19 protein-coding genes are annotated in these 16,453 nt (G+C 45.0%); 10 read left to right on the top strand and 9 right to left on the bottom strand.

Annotation, left to right across the window (positions count from 1 at the left end):
* Positions 1-208 precede the first annotated feature (208 nt).
* Positions 209-868 (top strand): gamma-glutamylcyclotransferase, encoded by a 660-nt coding sequence (locus O9X84_RS08875; protein ID WP_269519349.1) that lies wholly within the window; start codon positions 209-211, stop codon positions 866-868.
* A 37-nt stretch (positions 869-905) separates the two neighbouring features.
* Entirely contained in the window at positions 906-1,409 is a 504-nt protein-coding gene (locus tag O9X84_RS08870; RefSeq protein ID WP_269519348.1) for a GNAT family N-acetyltransferase, read from the top strand.
* A 36-nt stretch (positions 1,410-1,445) separates the two neighbouring features.
* On the opposite strand, the gene O9X84_RS08865 is transcribed toward O9X84_RS08870, so the two are convergent.
* The 3 genes from O9X84_RS08865 to O9X84_RS08855 form a co-directional block, all read right to left on the bottom strand.
* Positions 1,446-1,904 (bottom strand): acyl-CoA thioesterase, encoded by a 459-nt coding sequence (locus O9X84_RS08865; RefSeq protein WP_269519346.1) that lies wholly within the window; start codon positions 1,902-1,904, stop codon positions 1,446-1,448.
* Positions 1,891-2,184, bottom strand: coding sequence for a rhomboid family intramembrane serine protease (locus O9X84_RS08860; RefSeq protein WP_269519345.1), 294 nt, complete (start codon positions 2,182-2,184; stop codon positions 1,891-1,893). The genes O9X84_RS08865 and O9X84_RS08860 overlap by 14 nt, the downstream gene beginning before the upstream one ends.
* Positions 2,185-2,414: 230 nt before the next feature.
* Entirely contained in the window at positions 2,415-2,864 is a 450-nt protein-coding gene (locus O9X84_RS08855; RefSeq protein ID WP_269519343.1) for a rhomboid family intramembrane serine protease, read from the bottom strand.
* A gap of 207 nt (positions 2,865-3,071) precedes the next feature.
* Here O9X84_RS08855 and O9X84_RS08850 point away from each other — a divergent pair, with 207 nt between their 5' ends.
* Positions 3,072-3,209 carry a hypothetical protein gene (locus tag O9X84_RS08850; RefSeq protein WP_269519342.1) on the top strand — a complete coding sequence of 46 codons (138 nt, stop codon included), beginning with the start codon at positions 3,072-3,074 and terminating at the stop codon, positions 3,207-3,209.
* Between the two features lie 140 nt (positions 3,210-3,349).
* Here O9X84_RS08850 and O9X84_RS08845 read toward each other — a convergent pair whose 3' ends face one another.
* Positions 3,350-3,931, bottom strand: coding sequence for a peptidylprolyl isomerase (locus tag O9X84_RS08845; RefSeq protein ID WP_269519414.1), 582 nt, complete (start codon positions 3,929-3,931; stop codon positions 3,350-3,352).
* Positions 3,932-3,990: 59 nt separating this feature from the next.
* Entirely contained in the window at positions 3,991-5,202 is a 1,212-nt protein-coding gene (locus tag O9X84_RS08840; RefSeq protein WP_269519341.1) for a methyltransferase, read from the bottom strand.
* Positions 5,203-5,397: 195 nt separating this feature from the next.
* Between O9X84_RS08840 and O9X84_RS08835 the strand changes: the two genes are divergently transcribed.
* From O9X84_RS08835 to O9X84_RS08810, 6 genes are all read left to right on the top strand, one after another.
* A complete protein-coding gene (locus O9X84_RS08835) occupies positions 5,398-6,027 on the top strand; it encodes an alpha-ketoglutarate-dependent dioxygenase AlkB family protein (protein WP_269519340.1) in 630 nt (209 codons plus the stop codon).
* A 68-nt stretch (positions 6,028-6,095) separates the two neighbouring features.
* Complete coding sequence (locus O9X84_RS08830; protein WP_269519413.1) at positions 6,096-6,413, top strand: BolA family protein; 318 nt, start codon at positions 6,096-6,098, stop codon at positions 6,411-6,413.
* A 65-nt stretch (positions 6,414-6,478) separates the two neighbouring features.
* On the top strand, positions 6,479-7,177 hold the full coding sequence (locus tag O9X84_RS08825) for a phosphatase PAP2 family protein (RefSeq protein WP_269519339.1): 699 nt from the start codon (positions 6,479-6,481) through the stop codon (positions 7,175-7,177).
* A 5-nt stretch (positions 7,178-7,182) separates the two neighbouring features.
* The gene (locus O9X84_RS08820) at positions 7,183-7,863 is read left to right on the top strand and encodes a nucleotidyltransferase family protein (RefSeq protein ID WP_269519338.1); all 681 of its coding nucleotides are present in this window, start codon (positions 7,183-7,185) and stop codon (positions 7,861-7,863) included.
* 776 nt (positions 7,864-8,639) lie between these two features.
* On the top strand, positions 8,640-10,205 hold the full coding sequence (locus tag O9X84_RS08815) for a SulP family inorganic anion transporter (RefSeq protein WP_269519336.1): 1,566 nt from the start codon (positions 8,640-8,642) through the stop codon (positions 10,203-10,205).
* Positions 10,206-10,419: 214 nt separating this feature from the next.
* A complete protein-coding gene (locus tag O9X84_RS08810; protein WP_032095699.1) occupies positions 10,420-10,791 on the top strand; it encodes a VOC family protein in 372 nt (123 codons plus the stop codon).
* 133 nt (positions 10,792-10,924) lie between these two features.
* Here O9X84_RS08810 and O9X84_RS08805 read toward each other — a convergent pair whose 3' ends face one another.
* Positions 10,925-11,347 carry a VOC family protein gene (locus O9X84_RS08805; protein ID WP_269519334.1) on the bottom strand — a complete coding sequence of 141 codons (423 nt, stop codon included), beginning with the start codon at positions 11,345-11,347 and terminating at the stop codon, positions 10,925-10,927.
* A 361-nt stretch (positions 11,348-11,708) separates the two neighbouring features.
* On the opposite strand from O9X84_RS08805, the gene O9X84_RS08800 reads away from it, so the two are divergent.
* On the top strand, positions 11,709-12,701 hold the full coding sequence (locus O9X84_RS08800) for a glycosyl transferase family protein (RefSeq protein ID WP_269519333.1): 993 nt from the start codon (positions 11,709-11,711) through the stop codon (positions 12,699-12,701).
* Here O9X84_RS08800 and O9X84_RS08795 read toward each other — a convergent pair.
* From O9X84_RS08795 to O9X84_RS08785, 3 genes are all read right to left on the bottom strand, one after another.
* Entirely contained in the window at positions 12,698-13,300 is a 603-nt protein-coding gene (locus O9X84_RS08795) for an HD domain-containing protein (RefSeq protein WP_269519331.1), read from the bottom strand. The two genes, O9X84_RS08800 and O9X84_RS08795, sit on opposite strands and share 4 nt — an antisense overlap.
* 170 nt (positions 13,301-13,470) lie before the next feature.
* The gene (locus tag O9X84_RS08790) at positions 13,471-14,103 is read right to left on the bottom strand and encodes a thiol:disulfide interchange protein DsbA/DsbL (RefSeq protein WP_269519330.1); all 633 of its coding nucleotides are present in this window, start codon (positions 14,101-14,103) and stop codon (positions 13,471-13,473) included.
* A 335-nt stretch (positions 14,104-14,438) separates the two neighbouring features.
* Positions 14,439-16,388, bottom strand: coding sequence for a TonB-dependent receptor plug domain-containing protein (locus O9X84_RS08785; protein ID WP_269519329.1), 1,950 nt, complete (start codon positions 16,386-16,388; stop codon positions 14,439-14,441).
* Positions 16,389-16,453: the final 65 nt, after the last annotated feature.

The raw sequence follows: 16,453 nt of genomic DNA, 5'->3' as shown, positions 1-16,453 counted from the left end.
ACAGCAACATGCCATAAGGTAGATGCTGTAAAGGCGGTGCTTTTTGAGGTTATCGCATCAAGGTAAACTCAAAAGGTACCGCCTTTTTTTATGACCTCGTCTTAATGAATCAGAGCAAGCATGTTGGGCTATGAGGCTGTAAACTTAAGTTGCGAAGGAGTAAGTTCTGTTATTAATAGTCACATCATAAAATCATACAGGAGATAGTGTGAACAACGCTGATGCACCCTCTGCACATGACATTGTTAATTATTTAAACGGGCTCGATGAGTCCCATATCGTTCTTGGCTATGGAAGTTTGTTAAGCCGCGACAGCAGAGAGCGCTTTTCGGGTATAAAAACCTACGGCATTCCTGTAATGGTAGATGGGTTCGAGCGTGCCTGGGTAACAAGAAGTATTCAAGAGCAGCAAACCTACGTTGGGGCAATCAAAAACGCCGCTAAAAAGCTGAATGCGCAACTGATCCCCGCCGAGCTCAATCCTGCGCTGCAAGAACGAGAAAAAGACTATCGATTTACGCAAGTGTCGCCAGAGCAAATTGCCTTCTACGCTACAATGGACATAAATAGCGAAACAGCCCTTTATGAAGCCCTTAGCGGTCGCACACTATGGGTATGTGAGACATTGCACTGTAGCCCTGCGAATGATGAGTTTCCGGTAAGCCAAACTTATGTTGATACTTGTTTAGCCGGATGCTTAGAGCACGCAGGCGAAAAGGCCGCCACAGATTTTGTAACGCATACCTCACTGTGGGATCACCCTCGTGTTAACGACAGAGCCTTGCCTAAATATCCACGGGCTGCCAACGTAGATAAGACCATACAAGACAAAATAGACACCATCTTATCGAATAATCTACTATCTTAACTTCTTTCCTGTAATAAACGGTTAGGGCGTCATTAAGATGAATATAGGGTTTCAGGGAACACGAGTTCGGTTGCGGGCGCTCAGCTTTGACGACAAAGAATGGGTGTTAGCACTGCAGCAAGACCTTCAGTGGGTAAAGTTCATTGGAAGTCGCGGAGTCGATTCACTTGAAGACGCCTGCGACTATATTGCCCGTACCAATGCCCAATGCAAAGAATGGGGCTACGGACTGCTGGCTATTGAGGACAGCGAGACTGCGCTTCCATTAGGAGTCTGCGGGCTGTTTAATCGCTTCGCATTCACCTGCCCGGATTTAGGCTTTGCCCTGCTGCCAGAAGCGCGAGGACGAGGCATTTGCCAAGAAGCCTGTGAACTCGTGATTCAATGGGCAAGAAATCAAGGTTATCGCTTTCTCACGGGAATGACTCATCCAGATAACACGCGTTCTCAGGCGCTGCTAACGAAATTAGGGTATGAAAGGCAAGGATGGTATTTTGATAAGTCATTCCCTGTCCAGGCGCTTTACTGGCTGTCGCTTTAGGATGCTGCGAGATAAGCTAATGTTGAAGCGTCAAAACTAAAGCTCAATCCCTGCCAGGTTCATCGTTTTTCCTGGGGCTCCTTTCAGTAACGTTGCTTTAAACTCATGGGGTACGGGTTTCTTTTTAAATGTCAGTGAATCGATCATCACATAGACAATTTCAGCTGATGCCACAGTGTGGTTAGTTTGCCAATTCAGCATATTAATTTGCATCGTAAAAGATGTATTGCCAACTTTGCTGACATGCACCGACAAGCACAAAATGTCGTCGAATTTCGCTGAGTTTTGCCATGATATATTGAGATTGACGACTTGATTATCTAAGCCTTGGTTTGTTAGTGCTTGATACCCACCTATTAGCGCTCGCATAAATTCAGTAGCGGCTAAGTCTGCGTAGTCAGCATATCGCGCATTAAATACAACATTTTGAGGGTCGCATTCGGCATATCGAACTCTTAGCAGTAATTCAAATGCATTAGGCTTAACGTTGGTCATTCATGTTTTCCTTTTCATTCGGCACAGTTTTTATATTCCCCTCATTTTCTTCAGCTTGTCCATCAAGACGCCACTGATCGCCGATAATAGGGTCTTCCGATTTAGGTTCTACTTCCCAAGAATATGCCTTAACTGTCGGTTTTGGATCTAGCGAATGCCATAAGCAGGCACAAAGAACACCAGCCAAAGCACCGAATAAATGGTATTCGAACGAAATCCCTTCTTGGCGGGGAAATATGCTCATCGTCATTCCACCGTACATGAAAAAAGCAACCATCATAAGCACGACTGAACGACGATACCAGTCCGCATAGATAATTACCCCCTCAGAAGGCGCTGGCAAGTTTCCTAGCAAAGCGTGGGAATGCAGGAATGGTTGTTCCCTTTCAAATTCCCAGAATGAAGCTAGGGAGCTTGCCAGACCTTCCCGAAGGGCGAGTTTAAAATGTCCGTACTCTTTGTTGTGTCACCTTGATGTAGAACCACTATACCTGCGGTAACACGCCGCGATTACGAACATTTTAAGTCTCGCTGAGTGGATAAGTATCTATGCGGACTGGTATTTTCTCTGCGAAATATACTCACTACAAATAGATAAAAAAATACACCATGAGTTAAACCGCTAGCGCCAATATGATAGCTTTCGCGTCCAAACAACCACACACCAATACCAGATAGTAACCACAGTGTTATTAACACACGCCAACGTGTTTTTGGGTAACCGTAGATGAGAGATGAGCCAAGAACTAACATGGGCAATGTATTGTTGAAAATGTGCTCTAATGAGCCGTGTATAAGGGGCGCTGTTATAATTCCAACCAAACCATGCAGCGCTAAAGGATAAACCCCGAGCCAACTTAGGTCGACGTTAAAGTTGAGTTCAAAAGCTTTAAAGCACCAAATAAAACCCACGGCGAATGCGGTGATTAATATACTGTTTTTGAGAGACGTCGTTTTCATCTGTCAGATTTATGGGCAATTAGTAAAATAACAACTTTTCTATAGGCTTAATGGCATCAAGGAGCACTTGTCAGAAAAATTAGCCAGTTACCTTTAACATTTCATAAACAAAAGTTAAAAATTATTGTCTCAAAATCAGCGGTTTAGCGCTTAAGGCTACAGGTCGCGATCACGTATAATTAAGGCCTAATTCTTGAGGGCTAAGACATGACTAAACAGAAAAACGATACGAGCAAAGAAACGGCAAAAGTTGTTGCGACAATGATGATACCGATGGTCACGTTAGGCTTGGTGTGTCTATCAATTGGCGTGTATCTAATGAATACCGTCTTTACGGGAATTTGACGGAACGTTGATAATTAACGCGTCACACGCCACCAACCTTGGAAAGTTGCATAACCAAGGCGGTGGCATATATATTTTAGAGACTACCGCAAACCGGCTACAGACAAGTTTAATGCAGGGCGTTTAATGCAAAAGTGTGACTACAGCGGCGGAAGCACAGTCACTTTTTTGATCACGATGGGCTCAATGGGAACGTTGTTCGCGTTTAAGCGAATTGAGTACTCGGTTTCCACTTCTGACATAGCATCAACGACATCTGACCCTTCTACGATTAAGCCAAACACCGCATAGCCCCAGTCTCGTCCAGGGTTCAGGCTTTCATTATCATTGACGTTAAAAAAGAATTGACGGTTAGCGGTGTGAGGGCCGTTTTGACGTGCCAGTGCAATGGTATGTAAGTCGTTAGTGAGCCCATTGCCCGATTCGTTAAATATATCGGGAAAGTTCGACTTACCGTTGAAATCAGAGGTGTAGCCGCCACCTTGCACCACAAATCCCGGTACAATACGGTGAAAAATAGTGTCGTTGTAAGCCTGCTTATCTACATAACGCAAAAAGTTATTCGCGGTAATAGGAGCGCGTCTTCTATCTAACTCCACCACAATATCACCCATGGTGGTTTCCATTTTTACGCGAGGGTAATAGTTGTCAGGCTGTATTTGAGATCCATCGTCTTTTTTCGCAGCAACAAGGGGGCTAACACTCAAAAAAACACACACCATTAATAGGCTAGAAAGAATGTTGTTTATCTTCTTTAGCATAGTAAATCCTTTAAATAATCTTACTGTTTAGCGACGCTAAAAATAACGAACTTTTTATCGTTTGACAGTATATCAACACCACCAAACAGTTTTTTCAATTTTATGTGGTAATCCAAGTGACGATTCCCCACCACAACAAGATGTCCGCCTCGTACTAATAAGTCGCGAGAGTCGGTAAACATTTGCCATGCAATGTGGTCGGTGATCACATTTTGTTGATGAAAAGGAGGATTACACAACACCTTAGTGACCGCAGGCGTGTTCGGCTCGTTAAGAAGGCCTTCCAAGCAGTTGGTAGCAATAAAGGTGCATTGGTCTATTTTATCTGGGTGGTTAGTCAACACGTTTAAACGTGCGCTTTCCAATGCCATGTAAGACTCATCGGTAAAAATGACCTTGCAGTCTGGGGCAAGTGTTAGCGCGTTAATACCTAAAACGCCGTTACCACACCCCACATCGACAACCGTATCATTGCTGCTCACCGTCATGTGTTTCATCATAATACGGGCACCAATATCTAACGACTGACGTGAAAACACATTTGCTTCGTTGTCTAACGTCATTTTCGCGCCTGTGGTTCCCTTGCATTCCCATCGAGTTGGGTAGGGCGAAGGATATGATGGAAGGGTAAGGTCGGGACGAGAAAACACCAGTCGCGACTTTTTCTTTGCCAGAGAGGTGGTGGTGGGGCCAATGTACTTTTCGAACAATGCCAGAACCGATTTGGTAATGGCTTTTGCTTTGCCGCCGGCAATCACTTGTGTGTCAGCAGATATATAACGTTTCAAATCAATAAGCTGCTGCTCTAAAAGCGCAAGTGCTCTTGGTACCTTCAGTACCACAATAGCCGGGGCTGCTTGCGGAGAAAACGTTAAGCTGTCAACGCTGGTCATAGTATTGACGGGAGCCGTTTCTGTTACCGATGCCTCTGCGCTTATTGTATTACGCCCTAAGTTTTCCAGCAAAGAGCGTCGAGATATGTAAGAGTCTGATACCCAAAGTGGATTCAAATGCTCAAACCAGCACCCCAATGCACCAAAGTCGTCATTAAAAATCATTAGCTGAGACTGGGCAGTGTCTGTAGAGACCACATTGTCGTTGAGCAGTGATTCTACATGGTCGATGAGCAACTCATCGGCGCTGTCCCATGCCTGTAAGCTCACATGTTGATGCTTTTCAGGATAGCGAATTAGAGACAAGTTTCGGTCTGCAAAGATAAATTCTGTATTCATTAGCGAAAATTCTGACGGCAACAGCGATGACGTATGTCATGCCTTGGCGTGCTTTGGAGTTAGCAATGGGCGTAGGGTAACATTTCGCGAGCAAAAAGAGCATGATCAGATTGGTACAATGCACGTAAATAACCTTGGCGGTAGAGAAAAATCATATTCAATAGAACTGGATAAAAGAGCGACCTAGGCGAAGACATGCAATATTCACTTTTTAATCAACCTGATAAGCCAGAGCCTCAACGCCTGCCACTGCCTGAGGGGGATGTTGTGTATTATCCTCGCTTTTTCAGTCAATCTACTGCCGATACGTATTTCGATAACCTGCAAAGCGAACTGCCGTGGAGACAAGACTCATTGCGCATGTTTGGTAAATCTATTCCCATCCCCCGGTTACAGAGCTGGCATGGCGACCCACAGTGCACCTATACCTATTCAGGGCTGACCATGGTGCCTAACCCGTGGACATCAACCTTAGCTGATATACGGGATTATTGTAGTGCAGCATGCGGCAGCCGTTTTAATAGTGTGCTTGCCAATTGGTACCGACACGGTCAAGACAGCATGAGCCTGCACGCTGATGATGAACCCGAGCTTGGGCCAAACCCCGTTATTGGCTCTGTAACGTTGGGAGAGGCACGTCCTTTTGTGTTTAAGCATAAAGAGACGAAGGCGCGCTATACGCACTTGCTAGAACACGGCAGTCTTTTGGTTATGGCTGGCGCTACACAAAGCCATTATTTACACGGCATTTCGAAGACGGTTAAACCGATAGGTGGTAGAATAAACCTCACTTTCAGACGATTAATAGTCGCGAATTCACCTTAAAAATTTCAATGGGTTCGCCAGTCACGCGAATAAAAGAGATTGAGGTAAAAGATATGCAGGTAGACGATATGCAAGTAAAAGATTTCCTAGAAACAGCCATCACGGATGCTATTGCGCCAAGCTACTTAGAGGTCGTTGATGAAAGCTTTATGCATAATGTGCCCGACGGAGCGCAAAGTCATTTCAAAGTAACGGTTGTGAGTGAAGCCTTTGAAGGTCAGCGTTTAATTGGCAGGCATAGACAAATAAACGCATTGGCAGCACCGGCCTTAGAGGGGCCTGTTCACGCGCTGGCGCTTCACACTTATACCCCTGAAGAGTGGGTAAAAAGGGGAGGGGAGCCTTTGTCATCACCTAAGTGCCTTGGCGGAAGTAAGCACGACTAGGTCGACACTTCCTTGTGATATAAAACACAGCTAGTGAAATAAAATGCAACAAATGGATGTTAGTCATGAAACAAAACAGTGAAGTTGGTCACTATATCAATATGCTTAAAACCCCTTCAGTTCAGGTTCTGCTTCTTGGAACCTGCTTTGTATTGGTTATGCTATTTGTGCATTTAGGTGTTGCGCAGCCAATAGACGAAGCATTATTCCAAGCCCTTAAACTGGAGGCTTCCACGCCTAAATGGGTATCAGATGCATTAAGAGATGTTACCGCGCTTGGCAGTAATATTGTGCTGCTTTTTGTGACTATTACCGTTACGGTTGGTCTCGCCATGCACAACCAGCGCAATAAGGCGTATACCTTTGTGTTGGCAGTAGCGTTGGGGTTATTTGTTGCCTTTGCCCTTAAAGCGGGGATCGCGAGACCTCGTCCACCGGTTAGTCAGCACGATGTGGATGTGTATACCCACAGTTTCCCGTCTGCTCATGCAACCCTGTCTACATTAGTGTACTTCTACCTCGCTTATCTTATTTGCCATTTCTCTGGCCAAAGGGCGGTCAGCACATGGATATACTCAACTGCAGCATTATTGGTGTTTTGCATAGGGTTATCTCGAGTGATGCTAGGGGTTCACTGGCCAAGCGACGTGATTGGAGGTTGGTTTGCTGGTGGCAGTGTTGTGGCGCTATGCCTTTACACTATTAAATGGAAGCAAAAGCTGCATATTCACAACAGTGAGCCACAGCAATCTAAGCGTCAGTAAGGTCAATGCAAGGCACTTTGCGCAATGTCGAACGTCTTAAATTTTATCAGCGCGTTTGCGAAATTATACAGGCAGACTATCAGCGCATGTCGTGCTTACATTCGCTTCAACAACTCGCGTTGCCACAAGGTTACCTAGGTGCAGGCTTTCTTCGTAACGCTATTTGGGATTTTTTACACCAAAAGAGCACACCCACGCCGTTAAACGACGTTGATGTTATCTATTTTGATGCAAACAACACACAGCGCGCGAAAGACACCTTTTATGAAATGCAGTTAAATGAGGTATTACCGCAGGTTAAGTGGCAGGTAAAAAATCAGGCGCGTATGCATGTACTGCACGGACATACGCCTTATAAAAACTGCGAAGAGGCTATTTCATATTGGATTGAGAAAGAAACCTGTGTGGCGATAGCGTTATCAACCGCAGACAGCGAAGCTCTATCTAGCAGTACCAGTGCCAGTTCTAGTGGCAGCTCCAGTGCTAATGCTAGTAGCAGTGCCAGTGCACGCTCGTCGTTTGAAACAGCAAGGCCGTTTGAGATACTCGCGCCCTTTGGTTTGCAGGCTAATTTTGCAGGCACCATCAGTATAAACCCCAAGTACCCTCGGCCAGACGTATTTAATGAGCGGATTCAAAAGAAGCGCTGGTGTGAGATTTGGCCAACGCTTACAGTGAAGCCTTAATTTCTCTTCTCAATTTCTCACTACGCGGAGAAACCATCCAACAAACAACGAAATCAGAAATCCGAAAAAAGCCACTAGTATATTTATTGTTAAAAGCTGCCCAGAAAAGTCGGCGTTAGCGCCTGTTTTTTCACTTACAAGCATTCCCGACGCTTTAAATATGAATAGTGCTGCTACTGAGAAAAGTAGAATAACGGCGGTAGACATAAAAGTTGCTTTCCAATACGCCTTCGGCGAAACCCAATGAATTGCACCTGCTACGAGCACACATAAAATAGTAAGGATGTACGGGACCACAATAACTCCAAATTGATATTCTTGTTGACGTTGATGCTGATATTAAACAATAGCTGCTGTGTATTTCTCTTGCGCAGTCTATTAGCCGACAGACTACAAAGGATTTGAGCGATAAGAAATTAATTAAGGATAAGCAGCTAATTTTGCCCGATACGATGCCACGTCATAGCGCCTGTGTCAGCTTTTATGTCAGATTGTCAGATTGTCAGATTTTATGCCTGCTCTTATATTAGGGCGTGTTGATCTTTGTTGTACGAGTTTTCGACTGCCTTAACAAATAATATCGCCAGTATGTCCAAAGTTTGATCTAGCTGTATGATTAGCAAATAAGCTTTCAATACGTGTCAACACGCCTGCATGGTTAACATTCTATTAAAAGATTTTAAGCTGCAATGGTGATAGAATCGCCAACAATTCTCCAGTAAGCCCTTTTAGCCAATGGGGCTTTTTGTTTAACACGCTTTATATTCTGAGAAAACATGTTCGATTTAATAACCAGTAAAGATAGCAACGTAAAAAATGACGTGCTTTCGGGAATTACTGTCGCCTTAGCGCTAGTTCCTGAAGCCGTAGCCTTTGCATTTGTTGCAGGTGTAGAACCTATGATTGGTCTATACGCTGCATTTATGATGGGCTTAATTACTTCTGCCATTGGCGGTCGCCCAGGCATGATTTCAGGTGCAACAGGGGCCATGGCCGTTGTGATGGTGGCACTTGTGGCGCAGCATGGGGTGCAATACCTGTTTGCGGCCGTCATCTTAGCGGGGCTGCTGCAAATACTCTGCGGCGTGTTTAAGCTCGGTAAGTTTATCCGTTTGGTGCCATACCCGGTTATGCTGGGTTTTGTTAACGGGCTTGCTATCGTTATATTCTTAGCGCAGCTAGGACAATTTAAAATAGTCAATTCACTTGGCGAACTGCAGTGGATGCAGGGTTCAATGCTGTACTGGATGCTAGGTCTTGTAGGCCTTACCATGGCAATTATCTATTTACTGCCAAAGCTTACCAAGGCGGTACCTGCCTCGTTGGTAGCAATTGTAACGGTTACCGCTTTAGTACACGGATTAGATTTAGAAGCGCGCACGGTTATCGACTTTGTAAGAGACTTGCTACCGGCTGATCAAAAAGACAGCGCCACCTTGGCGGGTGAGTTGCCAACCTTTGCTATTCCAATGGTGCCTTTCACCTGGGAAACGGTAATGATTGTGCTGCCAACATCTATTATCTTGTGCTTGGTTGGTCTTATTGAATCGCTGCTTACCCTATCGCTTATTGACGAAATGACCGACACCCGTGGTCGCGGCAATAAAGAGTGTGTTGGACAAGGCGTTGCTAACACTGTTAACGGCTTCTTTGGCGGTATGGGCGGTTGCGCCATGATTGGTCAGAGTATGATTAATATCAATTCTGGTGGACGTGGTCGCTTATCTGGAATAACTGCTGCACTTGTACTGCTTGGCTTCATTCTTTTTGCAGCACCACTTATTGAAATGATTCCATTAGCAGCACTGGTTGGCGTTATGTTCGTGGTGGTTATTGCTACCTTTGAATGGGCATCATTCCGCATTGTGCGCGGTGTTAACAAAGAAGATGCGTTTGTACTCTTCTTGGTAACTGGCGTTACTGTTATTGCCGACCTAGCCATTGCTGTTGTTGTTGGTGTTATCGTATCTGCCCTTGTATTCGCCTGGAAGCACGCACGCCATATTGCCGTAAAATCGCATATCGACGATGACAACTGGAAGGTATATGAGCTAGAAGGGCCGCTGTTCTTTGGCTCGGTAACGCATTTTAGAGACTTGTTTGATATCGCCAACGATCCAGAAGATGTGGTTATCGACTTTAGAGAGTCTCGTATTTGGGATTCGTCGGGTATCGATGCCCTAGATACGCTTGCAGATAAATACCTCGAGCAGGGCAAGAAGCTGCATATACGTCATATCAGCGACGAGTGTCGCAGCTTGCTACGTAAAGCCGATAAGTTTGTAGAAATTAACGTTAACGAAGACCCTCGTTATCGCGTTGCTTCCGATAAGCTTGCCTAAGGCTTCCTATTAAAATGGTCGTCTAGTGTCTTGGCGCAAGGTGTTTGCAAGCAGGGACCTAAGAGCGACATGAAAAACACAAAACCGCACTAGTGCATACTAGTGCGGTTTTTTATTAAATATTCCTCACTGAGCTATTTCGTATCGCCTGCCGTAGGTTTTACCACACAGTAAATTTCAAATTACTTCTAACCTACTTTTTGGGGAAAGCTTGATGATTAATTACGTAACCTTGGGCGTGAGCGATATAGAAAAATCAGCCTCATTCTACGAGTCACTATTAGAAGATTTTGGCGTTAAGCGGTTAGTGAATATGGACCGGATTAAATACATTGGTAAATCGATGAAAGAGCCAATGATTGCCGTGTGTATTCCGTGGGATGAGAAAGAGCCTTCACCGGGCAACGGCAATATGTTTGCAATTGCACCAGGCAATAAGCAGAAAGTAGATAAAATGCATGAAAAAGCACTGTCTCTTGGGGCAACATGCGATGGCGCGCCTGGACAACGAGTACCGGGAAAGTTTTATGCGGCTTACGTAAGAGACTTTGACGGTAACAAGATATGCTTCAACTTCTTCGGCTAGGTTTTCTTCTTATACATTGCGGTTAACAATAACCTAAGTACTCAAATAAACGTGCCAGCGAGCAACACGCTGGCATGTTATCCGTTTGTCTTCATAGCTAAGCTCGATGTGTGTTCACGAACTTACATGCGCTTTATTTGGTAGTGCGAAACAATACTTCAGGGTTAGTCATTGTTTTCATTTCAAGTACATTGCCGTTAGGATCTTCGATGAAAAACGTTTCTTGTTCGAACTCTGTATCTTTAAAGCGGCGGTAGGGTTTATCTAAATACGGTAAGCCTGCCGATTCAATACGCTTCTTCAACGCTTGAAACTCATCTTCACTCATATGAACACCAAAATGCGGTACTGAAACCGTACCCATGTCTACTTCATGACGTACTGAAGGTAACCGTTCACTACTTTCATGCAAAGTGAGTTCATTGCCCCAAAAGTCAATGTCAATCCAGTGCCCGTCCTCACTGTTACCCGTTTTACAGCCCAATACGTCACAATAAAATACCTTGGCTTTTTCTAAGTCGCCTGCAGGGATAGCAAGATGTAAGCAATTAGACATCGCAAATTCCTTATTTTTGTTTTTATACCAGTAATGATTAGGAAAATTTTATACCGCTGAATCATCCAACAATGGGGGTAAAAGGCAATAGCGTGGCAAGCTTCTTATAGTTAGCAATGTAAACGTATCTATGCAAACGCACTTTTGCAGGTGTGAATATAAGTATGAATTTCAACGTCTACATAATCGCGAACATGAGCGAGATTAAACTCTAAGGTGCGCTTAGGGGGGGGCTTTTACTTACTAAACGAAAAGGGCGAAATTAATGAATTACTGAACGCAGGTTTATTTCCCCTTATTTTTTTAAAAATGATAGAGTGAATAGAATTAATGACTTAATAAAAAGCGTTCCTAACACACCATGCAGCTTCCATTTAGTGACTACATAAAAATTATTGGAAAAGGACAGCGGGGCGGTCGAAGCCTAACGCGCGAAGAGGCATACCACGCCATGAAAATGGTGCTTGCCAATAAGGTTACCGGCGATCAACGTGGTGCCTTTTTAATGTTGCTACGTACCCGAGAAGAAACGCCCGAAGAAGTAATAGGCTTTGTGGATGCTTGTCGAGAGCTTATTGAGCCCGAGGTGCAAACACTAGCCCCTGTGCTAGATATTGGTTGCTATGCAGGAAAGCGGCGACAGCTTCCGTGGTATTTACTCGCCGTGGCAGTGCTCGTTAAAAACGGTACGCGTGTTATGTTGCACGGCGCCCATGAGCCAGGTTCAGGGCGACTATATGCAAGCGCGGTGTTGCCAACGCTAGGTTTGCCAGCAGTGAATACGGTGACACAGGCTAAATCCCAGATGGATGAACACTTGGTGACTTACCTCGACCTATCGTGTCTGCTGCCATCGTTAGACCATATTATTAAACTACGCGAGGTATTTGGGTTGCGCTCGTGTGCCAATACGCTGGCTCGGTTGCTAAACCCCACTGGCGCGAAGTATTGTGTGCAAGGGGTGTATCATATGCACCTCGATCATAAACATTGCCGAGTGAACGAAAACTACGACAACATAGATGCACTGTGTTTTCGCGGTGACGGGGGCGATCCTGAGGTAAATGGCGAGCGGGAAACTGAGTTATTTGTTACCCGTGGCGGCAAAACTGATGAATATGTTCTTCCTGTTATTGCCAAGCGCTGGGCACTAAAAGATAAAACCATGAACGTTGGCGATATGCTTGAGGTATGGCATGGCAAAGCAGCAAGCGATTACGGTGAGCAGGCTATTATTAGCTCGCTGGCAAGTTACCTCGTTTTGCTACGCAGTATTGAGGTAAACACCGCCATAGAAGAAGCTCAACTACTTTGGCAGCAGCGTGATAAAACTAGCCTTCCGTTTGGTCGCTAGCTTTTGGGCGAGTCTAACAACCATTTATTTGCCACGGCAATGTCTAGCTGTCTGCTTACGTAATCCCAGAGTGCCGGCGCACAGGTTTTAAGGTGTGCATTGCGCTTTTCTATCTGCTGGCGAGTAATTTTATGGGTCGCCCAGCTTCCGCCCTGATTTTTCATGTTTTGAAATACGGGAAGTACCCTATCCATCGCCTTAGCAAATTCGGCATCAGGTGTTGCCGCGTCCTCAAATTCTAGCCACAGCGTCAGCATCGTTTCATTAAGCGGCGACGGAAGAAGACCAAAAATTCGTTTTGCCGCTGTTATTTCTTTTTCAGCCTGAGCCGCGTGGTCTTGCTGCGTATTAAAGGCAAACATATCGCCCGCATCAATTTCTACCACATCGTGAATAAGGATCATCTGTATCACGCGCTGGATGTCTATAGGTTTTGCAGCATATTGGCTTAGCATTGAGGCCATAAGCGCTACATGCCAGCTATGCTCGGCAGAGTTTTCTTCCCGATGATTATCTGCCGGTAGAGTGATTTTTCGCTTCACGGCCTTAAGCTTATCAAGTTCACAAATAAAGTCTGCAAACGAATCTACTGTTGTCATAAGGTTCCTTGTTCACTAGGTCTTGCCCTAGAAAGCTGGTTCAATAAAAAGCCGGGCTTAATAAAAATGGGCGCTTTGAAAGCGCCCATTTTCGATGGTCGTATTTTGCCTTGTGCTTTGCTCAGCAATAGCGACTGGGCAGGCTCGCTACAGGCTTATTTTGTTCAGACCTATTTTTGTTCAGACAGCCATACAATTAAATCTGCAATATCATCATAAGACATGTCAGATGTGAAAGTAGGTTGATACTTTCCATTAATAATGAAGCTTGGTACGCCGGTTAATAACTCGCGGTTAGCATCAATTTGCTGCTGGTTTTTACGCAGCATGCTGTTAACACCGAAGCTTTTAGCAAGCTTATCGAATTCTTCGCCATCGGCGCCGTTTACGACGAAGATGTTGCGTAAGTCTTTCAGATTAGTAACAGAAGCTTTTTGCTTATGAATGTAATTGAAGATTGCCCCATTCATCGCATTTTCTTGTTTCATTGCACGGCCAATAAGCATCGCTTTTGTCGCTGCATCCTGCACGTCTGGGCCGGTAAAGCGCATAAAGTTTACGTGTACTTTGTTAAACGCAGTACCGTCACTTTTCTTCTGTTTTATTTGTTCAACAATTGGCTCAAACTGAAAGCAGTGTGGGCACCAAAACGAGAAGTATTCAGTAATAACTGGCTTATCAGTAGCCTCTTCATTAACCACTTTATAATGAGTACCTTCTTTCCATTTTGCGCCTGACTCTTGAGCACAAGCGGCTAATGGCAAAAGCATTGCCATGACAAACATTACTGCAAACTTTTTCATGGAATAAGTTCCTTTATATTTAAGATTTTTATCGGCAAAAGACTATCACAGGCTTTGAGCGTTAACTAGATTTGAACGACCAGCAAGCTAAAAAACACAACGAAATGATACAGTAGAAAGCTTAATCCCCGCTGAACATCACAGAAATTGCGCACCACAGGAGTTGAGCACCAAGTAAGTTGAATAACACGCAAGGTAAACAAAGTAGCACCAACACGGTAAACCATGCTGGTGCAGATAGGCACTACTTCTTATTTGCGCTATTCAATGAGCTTTTCCAGACACACGTTTAGTTAAATCGTGTGCCTAGTTGTGTGTAATACCATGCCTGTGATCTAGCGCGTGTAACTGATTGAAAGCAGGGCGCGTCGTTCTTGTCCCACATACCCAATGATATCTTCGTATTCTTTATCAAACAGGTTATTCACTTTTATTGACATTTGCCATTGATTGCTAAGCTGGTAGCTCACATTAACGCTTGTCAGTGTGTAAGCAGATAGCGCAAGGGTTTCTGAAGGCGCAGGAAATGGAGGGAAAAACGTATCAAAGCGTGTGCCGGTATAGGCAAGCTTTGTGTAAAAGCTAAATTTCTCAAGGCCAAAATCTGACGTTACCGTAATAGCACCTTGATGCCGAGCACGTCTAAGTTCAATGGCGCTTTGTGCATTACTGGTTTGCTGGGCATCAAGATAGCTGTAAGAGCCAGTAATATCAGCAAAGTCGCCACGCCAGCTAAATTCTGCGTCTACACCGTCTCGCTGGCTTTCACCGTCTACATTGCCCGCGGTAAATGCGCCGCTTTGTGCATCGAATACAAATCCATTTATTTCATCTTGTAGCTGAGTATTGAAAACACTGACTTGTGCCGTCACGGTTTGCCAGCGACCTTTAACGCCTACCTCAACTTCTTCACTTTTTTCCGGAATAAGGTAAGGATTGCCGATAAAGCTGGCTGGGGTATATCCGAAGCGTTCGGTGAAGGTGGGGGTTTTAACTGCCTTTCCGTAGCTGGTGAATAAAGCGATATGACGGTCAAGCTGCCATGTAAGTCCGGCGCGATAGCTAGATGCATTGTCGAATTCACTATTATTATCGAAGCGTGCGCTAAGCGAGGTGAAAACCTTATCACTTAACTCTCCAGTAGCCTCGGCAAAAACGCTGTAGGTATCATCCCGTTGGTCTTGGTTAGGATCGCCGAAAACCACAGGCCCACGCTGTGAAAACAAACGTTGAAGGTATTCAGTTCCTGCGGCTAACTGCCAATCATTTACACGGTAGAAATTGGTCCAATTTAGCTCAATACGTTCACCGGTAGTGCCGCCTGCGTCAGCGCCGGACGTCGTGTTGTCATTTTCATCTTTTCTGTATTGTGCAGTAAGCGCTGAGCGATAGTCGCTGTTATTAGCTTGGTAATCCCACTTCAGTTTCGAGCTAATTTGAACCCCTTTTGTAACGTTGTCTGCATCCGCGGGCAATCCCGTGGTAGCAAAGTCTGTAGCGTCATACTCATTTTCGTAGTCTACGGTACGCAGGTAGGCAGAAAACCTATGCTCATCATTGGCGTCAAAGCGAAGGTTCAGTCCAGCGGTAAGGTTGTCATAACCGTCGTCTTCACTCCCCGTTCTTGCAATATTATCGCCATCGGTTTGCATGTAGCTCGCGTACGCCGACACGCCGAGGTTGTCGTGTTGTGATGATGTGTTTACGCTTCCTCTGTAGGTGTTTTGCGTACCCACTCCTGCCGACATGCTTAGCTGAGGCGTGACGTCACCCTGAGCACCGGCTTTAGTGGTAATACTTAATACTCCACCAATAGCGCCGCTGCCCCAACGGGCGCTTTGTGGGCCTTTCAATAACTCGATGCGTGTTACATTTGCAGCGGTTAAATGGGCTAAATCAATCAAGCTACCTTGGCCGATATCATTAGCAATAACGCCATCGATAAGTACCAAAAGATGATTAGTTTCACTGCCTCGCACTCTTACCTCGGTTAGGCCACCTAGGCTTCCTGATTGAGATAAGCTAACGCCAGGAAGTCCCCGTATAAGTTCGGTAAGTTGCAACGCGCCTGAGGCTTTTATGTCGCTCTCGGTTAATACCGATACCGCACCCGGTAGCTTTGTAAGCGTTATCGGTAGGCGAGTGCCTGTTACGGTGAGGGTTTCTACGTCGTCGGTGTCTTTAGAACGTTCTTGAGAAAAAACAGAAGTTGAAGTGATACACGTTAGGATTGCAGCGGCCGTTGCAGTTTTAGTAAAAGCAGCCTGTAGTAAAGATAATTCCATAATCAATAATAGTCTCTTATGCGCTCCGCCCGAGCACATGATTAAGCGAAAGCACCGCACACTCA

Source organism: Alteromonas sp. BMJM2, assembly GCF_027257845.1.
Taxonomy (GTDB): domain Bacteria; phylum Pseudomonadota; class Gammaproteobacteria; order Enterobacterales; family Alteromonadaceae; genus Alteromonas.
The sequence above is the reverse complement of the archived record's forward strand: the minus strand, read 5'-3'. Positions and strand labels throughout refer to the sequence as shown.